This is a genomic window from Anoxybacillus tepidamans PS2 (assembly GCF_000620165.1).
Taxonomy (GTDB): domain Bacteria; phylum Bacillota; class Bacilli; order Bacillales; family Anoxybacillaceae; genus Anoxybacteroides; species Anoxybacteroides tepidamans_A.
The window spans coordinates 65169-77293 of sequence record NZ_JHVN01000016.1; the positions used below are offsets into that span (position 1 = coordinate 65169).

Genomic DNA, 12125 nt, shown 5'->3' on the forward strand with positions numbered 1-12125 from the left:
TATAAAATAATTGAAAAAAAGGAGGATAGGAAATGGGATTTTTTTTAATGCACCGAAACATTCAAATCCGGATCATTACTTCATTTTTAACAAGAATCGTAGGAAGCATGGTTTTTCCATTTATGGCGATTTACTTCGCACAAAAACTTGGTGAAACACTCGCAGGAATTCTGCTATTTATTAACGCAATAGTCTCACTGATCACGGGACTTTACGGGGGATATATCGCTGACCGCATTGGGCGTAAAAAGGTATTGTTGTTCGGACAAGGTATGCTTGTGATTTCATTTGCGGTGATGGCGTTGGCGAATTCTAAATGGTTTGATTCCGCGTGGGTAACATTTTGTATGATGACACTAAATAGCGTTGGAAACGGACTGACGAATCCGGCAGCAGAAGCGATGCTGATTGATGTCAGCACGCCGGAGAATCGGAAAATGATGTACAGTATTAACTATTGGGCTACTAATCTATCCATTGCCATTGGCTCTATTATGGGGGGCATGCTGTTTAAAACACATCGTTTTGAGCTGTTCGTGGCATTGACAGTTGTTGCAATCTTAACGTTTTTTCTCATGCTGTTTTTTATGGTTGAGGTGTTTCAAACAAAGCAAATGGCGGAGAAACGGAATGTATTGCTCGACATCGTTGATAACTACAAAAAAATTATGCACGACAAAGCATTTATTCTTTTTTCGCTGGCGACTTTATGTGTGATGTCGATTGAATTTCAATTAAGCAACTATATCGGAATTCGTTTAGAGCGGAAGTTTCAGCCGATCACGGTTCCACTGTTTGGTTTTCCTCCTGTTCACATTGATGGTTTGCGCATGTTAAGTTTTATTTCAACAGAAAATACGATTCTCGTAGTTTGTTTGGCGATGCTGATCGCGAAGTGGATCAAAGGCTTTTCGGAGACAAAAGTTTTATATACAGGGATTTTCATCTATGCAATAGGCTATACACTTTTAGGATTTAGCAATCATATCGCTGTGCTTCTAGTCGCATGTTTCATTTATACAATGGGTGAACTTACTTACGTGCCGGTTAAGCAGTCGACCCTCGCTAGCATTATTAACGCGGATGCGCGCAGTTCTTACATGGCCATTAACGGTTTTGTCTTTCAAATTGCTAGAATTACCGGTTCGCTAGGGGTCATCATTGGTTCGCTGATCGGGTCGTATGGAATGAGTTTCTTGTTTTTCGTTCTAGGCATGTTGAGCATTGTTCTTTTCCGTTCGTCTTTATCGATTTATAAACAGACACATATGGCAAGGGAAAGAATTAGCTAATCGAAGTACTAAAGGGAAAAAACGAAAAGTGCAATCAACGACAAATACAGCCTTCTTGATGTTGTCCGCTGTTTCAATAATGAAATATCACAATAGGGGGATGTTATAAGTTGCTCGAGCTCCTAATTTTATGTTTTATAGCACATAGGACGTAGCGCTTGGCTTATTTCATTGATTTATGGCTTTTCTGCTAAGATCAGCAGAAAAGCCTATTTGTTTTTAACATATTCAATGAAAATTCTCCCACGGCCTAATGAAGTAGGGGTGGGAGAGGTCCATTTCGTAAATTTTATCACGCTATTCTACTACGCCCGAATCGATAATAGTGACGTTTGCCTTGACATCAATATGGAGGGAAGGGTAATTTTTGTAAAAATTTTTGTAGCTAAAATGTCGGTATCGGCTTTTCGTTTCATCGCCAAACCCAATGGGGTCAATATGATAAGATTGCAATTCTCTAATAATTTTGCTCGATTTTTTGACCAATTCTTTTTGAAAAGCTTGTTCAATTCGCTGTTTTGTCGTCTTGCTGTATCGCCCGCGTGAATACTCATGCAAAACACCTTTAATGGAGATACGCACTGTAATATTTGGATGTTCCTTCGGGCCCGAGATAGAAAAATTTCGATCTGTGACAATACTTTTAATGGCAGCGTATTCGTTACGCCCAATCCGAATTGTATGTGTCCCTTCCGTATAGCGATCAACGAGTATTTTAAAATAAAACATTTCATTTTGCCTGATATAATCAACCATTCGATCATTGTCAAATAAAGCGATACCTAAAATTTTCACTTTGTTTCCTTTTCGTTCCATATAAGGTAGAAACGGATCTTTTCCATCTGAATAATAGTCGTATAGAAATTTATGCAAATTGGTTTTTGGGATGTCGCGTTGCTCGATATTTTGTTGAATTAAGTCTGATAAATAAATGCCGTTTCCAAGTTTGCCGTAGTTTCCTTCCAATAACTCGTGAGCCGTTCCCTTGACAACTGCTAAATACACCCGTTCGCCAATACGTGGATCGCGCCGTAGCGTATCCATAATCTCGATCAATCCCTTTTTGGCCAAACGTTCCCCGTATAAGGCGACTTCTAAACTTCCTTTCGCTAATGGATTGGACGATTCATGCTGTAATTCTTCAATCATATCTTTACTCGTTGTTGATGTGGCTGTATATGTTGCGTTTGATATTTTGCCCTTTCCGTAAACAGGAACTAAACCGGTTCCTTTAATTTTATTTTGAGCTACATAATCATATCCCAAGCCTGTAATTGTATTAATATCGTCTAAAATACTTTTGCGCACGCAGCCGCCGGTGACGATGAGAAAGCTGACAAGCAAGAGACTTGCCCATTTGTTCATGCTTTTTTCCTCACTTTATGAAGAATGTGGCTCCAAATAAAAGTCAACGGGATGAATCCGTATAAAAAATAAAAGCCGATACTCCCTAATACATCATTCAACAACTCTATACTGTTCCGGTTTTTCAGTAAACAAGCGGATGTTACACAAATGGCAGCTATCGCTACTAACACGTATTTTTGTCGAATATTGGCTACTTGTTTGACGATTCTTGATGAACACCAAGCGGCTAGGCAAACGTTTGGGAGTATAATGATCGTCCAGTTGGCGATCCCAAGATATTCAAATCGTTCAATAAACGGCATCTCGACAATTTTCCACATAGATAACGTCGCCCAAATATGTTTTTGGAGTTGTTTTTCGCTAAAATAGGCGAAAGTAATCACAGCGATTACCGCATATATAATAGTGGTCGAAAAGACGGAGAAATGCGCCCATTTTTTCGATTGCTCCACATTTTTGATGAACGGGTAATAAACAAGCAACGTCTCGAATCCGAGAATCGTTAACGTCATATCTTTTGCCGCTTTTAAAATACTAAATATGGAATGGTCAAAAATTGGCAATAACATGCGAAAATTGGCGTATTCGAACGTATAGAAGAACGTCAAAATTAAATACGATGGCAAGATGATGCTGAAAAAGCAGACACCGACTACAACTCGAAAGCCGCCTGACACAATATAAATCGTAAGTAGCATGAAGGAAGTGGCAAATACCCATGTTTCCAAGTCAGGGAACATCCACACTTGAATCACCTCAATATAAGTGCGAAGAACTGCCACTACCATCCCTGTATAATAAAGCACTAAAAGAATGCTCAATATGTTGCCAATCCACTTCCCAAACAGCTGTTGATTCGCTTCAACGATACTGCCGTTTGCCTTTTGTAAAATGGAGTACATCATCGCTAAAGAGAGATGGGCGCCGATGCCCGCCAATATAACGGAGATCCAAGCATCATATCCCGCCGATTTGGCAATGACTCGTTGAAATCCTAGTATGCCAATCCCGATTTGCATCGAAGAAATGGTGAAAAAGACGAGAAATGGAGAAATTTTTAATCGTTCAGGAATCGATTGCATGCGGCGGTGCACTCCTCTCTCATTATTCATCAATATCTTTTTTCTTGTTCGCTTTTTTCGCGGAAAAGCGGATCGGCTGCTCAGGCCGCAGCTGCTTCGGGCGTCTTGCTTGTTTTGAAAACGGCAAGCGAATAAGGGCATCTTTTAAATCCGCTATCCTTAAGGGATAGATTGGTTCTAAAAACGGTCTTCCTAAAGAAGTAAGCCGAAGCAAATGGCCCATAAGAAAACAAAAGCAAAAAACAACGCCTAGCAATCCCCAAAGTTCGGCAAACAGCAAAAAAGGGAATCTCATTAAGCGAATAGTATTGCCCATTTTATAAACAGGGGTGGTAAATGAAGCTAGTGCCGCTAAGGCGACAAGAATCAGCAAAACATTGCTTGTCAAGCCTGCCTCTACTGAAGCGGTTCCAATAACGATACCGCCGACGATACCGATCGTCTGGCCGACCTTTGTCGGAAGCCTTGCACCTGCCTCGCGCAACAGTTCAATCGTCAGCTCTAAAAATAATGCCTCTAAAATAGGCGGTAAGGGAATTTCGCGTCGCGACGTAACAAGTGTTCCTAATAAATCCCTTGGAATCATTTCGTAATGATAGTTTAATGCCGCCACGTAAATAGGTGTAATTAATATAGAAAAAGCAACTGAAAATAAACGAATAAGACGAAAGAACGAGGCGATATACCAGTTGAGAAAGTAGTCTTCAAACGATGAAAAAAACTCTACTAGTGTCGTCGGAACAATGAGTGCGTGGGGAGACCCATCGACAATTACAGCAATTTTTCCTTCCGCTAAAATGGAGGCGACGCGATCTGGCCGCTCTGTATCAAGCAATTGTGGAAACGGAGAATTATGGTTGTCTGAAATAATTTGTTCGATATAAGAGCTATCGATAACTTCGTCGAATTCAATATCACTGATTCGTTGCATCACCGTATTCACATTTTCTTCGTCGGCAATCCCTTCAATGTAAAGGACGGCAATGCTCGTTTTTGATAGACTTCCCACTTTCAACATTTTAATCGTTAAGCGATTGGAAGGAATTCTCTTTCGTACAAGATGAAGGTTCGTCTCCAGCGATTCAATGAACGCTTCCTTCGGTCCTACAACACTAAATTCTACTTCTGGAATGGAGATATTGCGGATTACGTTCCGTTGTGCTTTGATTAGAACCCCTTCATTGGCCCATTCGTTTAACTGTATTAATACATATCCTTCATGCAGTTTTTCCTCGATTATAGTAACATTGGACGTCACTATCACATCTTCAACAGGAATCGCTTGTTCAATATCTTTTAATGTCTGAATTGGCGAGTAAAGCAAATAAGATAAAATGTTTTTTTGTACAATTTCAAAGTCGATTAAAGGGAGAATATATGATATCCAAAAATGCTGTTGTGAATGGGGATTTTTTAATACTTGTGTTTCAAAATCCATTGATTGCCCTAATATGCGAAGCAACTCCCACGTTGTACGAGCGGGTCGCTGCTCTTTTCGTTGATTTGGCGTTTTGTCGCGTCTAAATCCTCTAAACATGTTTCTTCCCTCGCTACGGTACAGCATTTTCTATAGTTTGTTTCATTTGGCAAATTTTATTTATAATGAAAGTGAAAAATCTCTAACCGTTGGAGGCGGAACAAATGAATCGATCGTTTATTGAGCAATTTGATGCCCTGCTAGATAAATATACTGAACTCCTGCTTGGTGAAAGCAATGCGGAATTAAAAGAAAAAGTGAAAGTTTGGATTCTTTACTCCCATATTGCAAAATCAATGCCAGCGTTAGGAAAGCACTGGAATGAATTGTATCCAGAGGCAAAGGAACAAGTAAAGGAGATGATGGCAGAAATTAAACAACTGAATGAAGAGAAGCGGAACAAAGCGTAATCTGACTAAAGAGGCTAGTATGAATTTCAAAGAAATTTATGCGGTGCGAGTGTCGTTCAAAACCACATTCGCACCTTTTTTATACTTGGACTTGATTGTGGTGTCTCATGTGGCTCGTTAATGATTTGGGACGGCAATCATTGCAATATAATGTAAGTCATCTAGGATTTGGTTGCTAATCACTTTCGTAAATTTTCACATATTGTATAAATAGAGTGGAGCGTGATATATGACCAACTAGGGCCGTTTTAACATATCTACCGAGAATGATCCCACCTCTCAACGGAGTGTAGGTAGAAGGAGTTCATTAAATTGAAAAATTTAGTTTCGTTCAAAAAGTTCCCAATCGGAAGGCATAAGAATTGCGCATAAACCGAAGTAGTATGCAAGAAGTATACGATGGGCGTAAACGGTACACTAAAGCGAAATGCAGTCCTTAATTTCAGTTGTGTAAGAAATGTGTACGAAAACAGGTAAACATATTAACTTGGGAACAAATATTGCAACAAATAGGCTTTACCAGCGTTTTCAATCTAAGACGATTGGCAAATAACAGGGAAATTGGGAAGGGCGATAATGAAACTTTGCCTGCTTAAACGAATATATATATACATATTTTGATATGCTGCAAACAGGGGTGAAAATGCGTGGAAGGGGTTTATAGCAACGATCAGACGCTCGGTGAGGCGCTGTTCGGTATTTATCAATCCATCATTCATAAGATGGAGCAAAAGAGAAAAGAATTTCCAATGATACATCACCAAGAGAGCCGTGACAACCTAATTGCCTATTTGTACGCAAAAGAAGCGATGGAAGAGTCTTTTATTCGAGCGCTTGAAGATGAAGGGCTCTCATCGCTTTGTGGATATGAATCGCATGTGCTTTCGAGGCTTGAATTATTGCTGCGACATTTGCAACCGTTGCTTTCTGTAGAAGAGGCAGCCAGAAAAATGACGCGTCAGCAAGCGGAGCAGTTAATCGCCGAGCGGGCGAATGCGGCCTTTGGCGAAGCGCGAAATGAACGAAAAACGCGCATTATGGTCACGCTAGATGAACAAATGGCTGATCAGACAGAAATGGTTGAGAAACTGCTGCTATGCGGAATGGATATTGCACGAATTAATTGTGCTCATCATCATCCAGGTGTATGGAAGCAAATCATCGATTGTGTCCGTCAAGCTGAGAGCAACTTGCACACCAAACTGCAATGGGACAAAAAATGCCGTATTTATATGGATTTACCAGGACCGAAAATACGAATTAACAGGATTGTTTGCGGCGAACGTCCGTTAAAACTTTCTGTGCCGAAGGACGAATGTGGCAACGTTATTCAACCGCTCACTGGCTTAGTGTTTGCTGGAGAACTGCCAGTTCTTGATCAACGTGATTTAGCATTTGCGATTGAGGTAGATGCGGGCGAAGAATTTGTTCTAAATAGGGGCGAGGAATTGTCGTTTAAAGATATGCGCGGTCGGCGAAGAACATTAAAAATTACTGAAATCATTAATCCTATGTGTGCGAAGGTGGAGCTGTCAAACACAGCGTACCTTCAAGCTGGAACCGTTTTGCGCCACTGTCGCTATCGACTACTTGCCCAATCGGTAGCACCGATTCCATTTAAAGTTCCGATTCAAAAAGGAACGTCGCTTAAGATCTATTTTCATGAGGCCCATTTACAAGCAGCCGATGCAGATGACGCCATTAAAGTGACGACAACTCTTCCGAGAGCCTTTCATAATGTTCGGCCCGATCATCGTCTTTATATTGATGATGGGAAAATCTTTGCCGTTGTTGAAAATGTAACAACCGAATATGTCGAAGCGAAAGTGGTTGCCACTGGAAAAAAAACGCGAATGCTGAAGGAAGGGGCAGGAATCAACCTTCCGGACTCTTTCATTCACTTAAATGTTTCCTCGCTTACCGACCGTGATTTGGAGTATATTCCATTTATCAGCAAACATGCTGATATTATCGGTCTGTCCTTTGTTCATTCCCCAAAAGACATTGCAAAACTTCATGAAGCTTTATTACAACACGGAGCACAGCACACCACCGTAATCGCAAAAATTGAAACGAGAGCAGCGCTTCATAACCTAGCGCGCATTCTGTTAGAAGGTTTAAAACTTTCCTCATTTGGCGTCATGATTGCCCGCGGGGATTTAGCGATCGAGGTTGGTTTTGAACATATGTCGATCGTGCAACGAGAAATCGTCACGTTATGTCAAGCAGCGCACATTCCTGTTATTTGGGCCACTCAAGTTTTAGAGAATTTGGCTAAAAAAGGGCTGCCTGCCCGCGCGGAAATATCCGATGTTTCGTTAGGAAGACATGCTCAGTGTATTATGCTCAACAAAGGCCCTTATATCGTTGAAGCGGTGGAAATGTTGGCAAAGGTACTAGAAAAGGAAGAAGCTCACCCGAGAAAGAGGGAAGAAATAGCGGCTCATTACATGGCACAATATGGAATGATCTAGTTTTCTTTGTCCCTATTGGTTATAATAAAGGCCAATTAAGCTAGGATAAAGGGGATTAAACCAATGATGGCAAACGACCTTGCTTATAAAATCAAGGAATTACGGGAAGTCCATGTGAATGATATTGTTTTGCATCCAATTTATCGACCGGATGGGTTATTGTTTGTGAAAAAAGACAAAAAATTAACAGAATCTATAATTGGACATTTACAAAGGCATTTTCCTCCTGATTATCCATTGCTAGTGGTCGAATCGGAGGAGAAGCTGCAAGCGTTTCTTAGTTCCAGAGAAGACCATGAAGCTGAACTGTATGAAGTGTTCCAAAAAATGATCGACGTTCATCAAAGTTATATGCATGTTCCATTATCGCTGGAATTATACGATGAACAGTTAGCAAGATGGAATAAAGAAGACGGTAAAGAGGAAGCGTTCGTCAAGCAAATCCATCCGCATACGTTCATACCGATGGCGGGCATTTTTGAGCAAACATTTGATTCTGCAAGGTTGTTAGACAGATTGCAGCAAATTAATGAACAACTAAACAAAATCATTTCAAAAGATGAAAGTATTTTTACATTATTTAGTCGGATATCTCAATATCACGATGTGTTAACGGTGCATAGTGTAAATACAACGTGTATTTCATTAATGATTGGTGTCGCCCTTGAATTAAGCGATGAAGAATTGATTGAATTAGCGATTGCTACATTATTTGCTGATATCGGATTTACCGAAGTACCCAAAGAAGAATTTGTTGATTATTTAAACAGTGGGAAGCGGAATGAAGCATTAATTAAAGAACACTTACGCTTGTCGGTGGAAATCATTTCTCAGTCTCCGTTTTGCCGGCGGAAAGCTATTATGTACGGCATCTTTGATCACCACGAGGAGTATGGGGGAACGGGATTTCCAAATCATAAACAAAAAGACGAGATTCATTTATTTGGGCGCATCATCGCAATCGCCCAACTGTACGACGAGCTTGTCGGCGGGTACGTGAGAGAGGAAAGCAGATTATCAGTTGATGCGATTGAGGAAGTATGGAGACAGGCTGGTTCGAAAATTGACCCGCACATTTTTCGCATTTTTCTTGAAAAGTCCCGCATTTATAAAATCGGGGAGTGGGTGCGTCTATCGAACAACGAGTTAGCGCAAGTCATCGGCTTTAAAGATTATGTACATTATCCAGTTCACCCGATTGTCAGAAAGCATAATGGACAGATATATGATTTTTCCACAAGGTTATAAAGCAGACGAAAAAGGATAGGTGTCCAACAAGCCTATCCTTTTTGCATGCTTGCAAACATCTGAAGACAGGTGCGTTGATTATTCCAATAAAAACAAATTGGCACGCTTAATTCCTAGCTCTTCCTCCCACCTTGAACCTTAAATATTTTGCCGATGTATTCATTTACCCATTCGCAATGTTTATGTTAAAGCTCGATGTTTCTTTACAGTAAAATCATGGATGATCGACGCTCCGTGACATCTTAATTTTTATTTCTGAGAAATGGACGTTCGCCCACTCTCTCCGCGTTTGTCTGACATATGTATGAAGTGTAAAACATTATGGAAAATGAGGAGGAGCATCAACATGCATGAATTCAATGTTCAAGATGAAAGAATTTGGGGACGTCCTTGGGGCTGGGGATTCCGTCCTTGGGGCTGGGGGTTCCGTCCTTGGGGCTGGGGATTCCGTCCTTGGGGAGGAGGATTTTTCGGTGGCCCATTCTTTGGCGGATTTTTAGGCGGATTATTAGGCAGCGCGCTAGTCCCTCCATTTTACGGATACCCATACTATGGTGGATACCCTTTCTACTATTAATTGGCTAGTGTGATTTTGTTGGCGGCAAAGCGCAACGGAATCCCTTTTTCGCCGCGAGAGGAGGATGGAAATGATGCAACAGCATCCGTATGAGACACGTTGGTTTTTCGGTGGCCCGTTTGTTGGCGGTCTCTTGGGCGGTTTGCTCGGAAGTGCGTTAATTTCACCGCTTTACGGGTACCCAAGACCGTTTCCTCCGTACCCTCCATATCCTTACGGCGGTTACTGGTACTAACAAACACCCCCGTACACGCAGTACGGGGGATCATATTTATTGGATACGCTGATTGTATGGGAATTGGTTTGTGTAACCTTGAAACTGTTGGTACGCCTGTTGCAGTTTTTGTTGGTCAGCCGGCTCAATTTTATACCAGCCTTTTTTGAACATTAAGTTGTATAGTTCACGCTGGCAATTTTGCGTTTCGGTAAAAATGTTCAACATATCCTGATACAATTGGTGGTGGCTTGCTTCATGCAAAAATACGCTATAGGAAGTCGTCATATACTTCTCAGTTGCTAATACATCATTTAAAAAATCGCGCTCATTCATTTGCGGCGTTTTTGGTACTTGCGTTTCTTGATTTTGAATAGGCTGCTGATTCATCTGTTCTCCCTCCCATTGTTATTGTAGTGATGTTGTCGATTGATTTGTGCTTTGTAAATGCCTTAAAATTTGTTCATAATGACGCTGGTGCATTTGCCCTGCTCTTTCAATGGCCGCGACCACCTCTGGATCTTGGCATTGTGATGCAAAGAAATGAGCTTTTTTCATAGCAAGCAAGTTCCATGACATCATATCTGTCAAATAGAGGGCATCTTTTGTGGAAATGACTTGTGGCGGTTGCTGCATCGTTGCTTGTTGTTGCATTGATTGCTGTTGCGCTGGTTGTTGTTGCATTTTATGGTCTCCTTTCGTTCTGTTCATGTTGTAACATTGGATTCGGTTGTAGATTGTCCGTTTTATGGCAAATTATACATAGGGCGAATTTTGTCGAAAAAAGATATTTAACAATAGAAAAATGTGTTAAAATCATAATAGACTATATTTGAATGCGTTTTCAGAAATAAGGGGGTAGTATGATGGAGCAGTTGATGCGTGACTTTTTTTTGTTTTTATCAAAAAATAAAACATTAACAAAACTTGCAAAACGATACGGATTACGCTTCGGTGCTTCCCGCTTTGTGGCAGGGGAAACGATTGAGCAGGCGGCTGAAGTGATCAAACAATTAAATAAAAAAGGTCTTGCCGTGACGATCGATTATTTAGGAGAATTTGTCGATAACGAGAGCGAAGCAAATGAAATGGCTGATAATTCGATTGAAGCTATTCGCGCAATTGGGCGTGAAAGATTAAACTCTCAGCTGTCGCTAAAAATGACGTCAATGGGGTTAGACATTTCCGATGAACTTGTTATGCGCAATATGCGCCGGATTTTAGAGGCGGCAAAGGAAAATGGTGTATTTGTCACGATCGATATGGAAGACTACTCACGCTGCCAAAAAACTATTGATATTTTTAAACAATTGAAAAAAGAATACGATAATGTAGGTACCGTATTACAGGCTTATTTGTACCGCACCGAGGATGATATTGAGGATTTAAAGGATTATCATCCTAATTTGCGACTTGTAAAGGGAGCATACAAGGAATCATCGGAAGTCGCATTTCCTGATAAAAAAGACGTTGATGAAAACTTCAAGAAAATTATTAAAATGCATTTGTTAAACGGAAACTATACAGCGGTTGCAACGCATGACGACGCGATTATCGAATATACGAAGCAACTGGTGAAAGAATACAATATTCCAAACGACCAATTCGAGTTTCAAATGTTGTACGGCATCCGTCCGGAGCGCCAAGAACAGCTAGCGCGTGAAGGATATACGATGCGTGTCTATGTACCATACGGAACAGATTGGTACGGCTATTTTATGCGCCGCCTTGCCGAACGTCCAGCCAATGTCGCTTTCGTTCTCAAAGGCATGTTCCGGAAATAAAGGAAAAGGGGTGTCCTGTCGAGAGGGCATCCTTTTTTGTTTATAAAGATTAAGAAAGCATAAAAATTGGCGTGGGCGGCTGAGCTCGCCGCCTTTGCTTTTTAGTGGAATCTAGCTTCGGCGTCTAGCCGCTCTGGCCAAATAACCTTCGCCTTCGGGATGTTTCTCATCCCTCCAGGCGAAGAACATTTGGCATACG

General features: G+C 40.9%; 12 protein-coding genes. 7 read left to right on the plus strand and 5 right to left on the minus strand.

The window, feature by feature from the left end:
• Nucleotides 1-32: 32 nt before the first annotated feature.
• A complete protein-coding gene (locus N667_RS0112935; protein ID WP_027409966.1) occupies nt 33-1292 on the plus strand; it encodes an MDR family MFS transporter in 1260 nt (419 codons plus the stop codon).
• A 297-nt stretch (nt 1293-1589) separates the two neighbouring features.
• Here the strand turns inward: N667_RS0112935 and N667_RS0112940 are convergent, their stop codons facing one another.
• The 3 genes from N667_RS0112940 to N667_RS0112950 are packed head-to-tail and all read right to left on the minus strand — an operon-like array spanning nt 1590 to nt 5279.
• Nucleotides 1590-2657 carry a Ger(x)C family spore germination protein gene (locus N667_RS0112940; protein WP_027409967.1) on the minus strand — a complete coding sequence of 356 codons (1068 nt, stop codon included), beginning with the start codon at nt 2655-2657 and terminating at the stop codon, nt 1590-1592.
• Nucleotides 2654-3772: a GerAB/ArcD/ProY family transporter gene (locus tag N667_RS0112945; RefSeq protein WP_232223973.1), complete on the minus strand. Its 1119-nt coding sequence runs from the start codon at nt 3770-3772 to the stop codon at nt 2654-2656. The genes N667_RS0112940 and N667_RS0112945 overlap by 4 nt, the downstream gene beginning before the upstream one ends.
• Nucleotides 3765-5279 carry a spore germination protein gene (locus N667_RS0112950; protein ID WP_027409969.1) on the minus strand — a complete coding sequence of 505 codons (1515 nt, stop codon included), beginning with the start codon at nt 5277-5279 and terminating at the stop codon, nt 3765-3767. Before N667_RS0112950 ends, N667_RS0112945 begins: the two co-directional genes overlap by 8 nt.
• Nucleotides 5280-5383: 104 nt before the next feature.
• On the opposite strand from N667_RS0112950, the gene N667_RS0112955 reads away from it, so the two are divergent.
• The 5 genes from N667_RS0112955 (at nt 5384) to N667_RS19835 (ending at nt 10163) form a co-directional block, all read left to right on the plus strand.
• Nucleotides 5384-5629: a YusU family protein gene (locus N667_RS0112955; RefSeq protein ID WP_027409970.1), complete on the plus strand. Its 246-nt coding sequence runs from the start codon at nt 5384-5386 to the stop codon at nt 5627-5629.
• A 647-nt stretch (nt 5630-6276) separates the two neighbouring features.
• Entirely contained in the window at nt 6277-8103 is a 1827-nt protein-coding gene (locus tag N667_RS0112960; protein WP_027409971.1) for a pyruvate kinase, read from the plus strand.
• A 63-nt stretch (nt 8104-8166) separates the two neighbouring features.
• Entirely contained in the window at nt 8167-9351 is a 1185-nt protein-coding gene (locus N667_RS0112965) for an HD-GYP domain-containing protein (RefSeq protein WP_232223971.1), read from the plus strand.
• A 346-nt stretch (nt 9352-9697) separates the two neighbouring features.
• The gene (locus N667_RS19520) at nt 9698-9928 is read left to right on the plus strand and encodes a hypothetical protein (RefSeq protein WP_084279200.1); all 231 of its coding nucleotides are present in this window, start codon (nt 9698-9700) and stop codon (nt 9926-9928) included.
• A 70-nt stretch (nt 9929-9998) separates the two neighbouring features.
• Nucleotides 9999-10163 (plus strand): hypothetical protein, encoded by a 165-nt coding sequence (locus N667_RS19835; protein WP_156936129.1) that lies wholly within the window; start codon nt 9999-10001, stop codon nt 10161-10163.
• 36 nt (nt 10164-10199) lie between these two features.
• Here N667_RS19835 and N667_RS0112980 read toward each other — a convergent pair whose 3' ends face one another.
• Both N667_RS0112980 and N667_RS0112985 read right to left on the minus strand, forming a co-directional pair.
• Nucleotides 10200-10532: a spore coat protein gene (locus N667_RS0112980; protein ID WP_027409973.1), complete on the minus strand. Its 333-nt coding sequence runs from the start codon at nt 10530-10532 to the stop codon at nt 10200-10202.
• A gap of 18 nt (nt 10533-10550) precedes the next feature.
• A complete protein-coding gene (locus N667_RS0112985) occupies nt 10551-10826 on the minus strand; it encodes a hypothetical protein (protein ID WP_027409974.1) in 276 nt (91 codons plus the stop codon).
• Nucleotides 10827-11008: 182 nt separating this feature from the next.
• Here N667_RS0112985 and N667_RS0112990 point away from each other — a divergent pair, with 182 nt between their 5' ends.
• On the plus strand, nt 11009-11926 hold the full coding sequence (locus N667_RS0112990; RefSeq protein WP_027409975.1) for a proline dehydrogenase family protein: 918 nt from the start codon (nt 11009-11011) through the stop codon (nt 11924-11926).
• Nucleotides 11927-12125 lie beyond the last annotated feature (199 nt).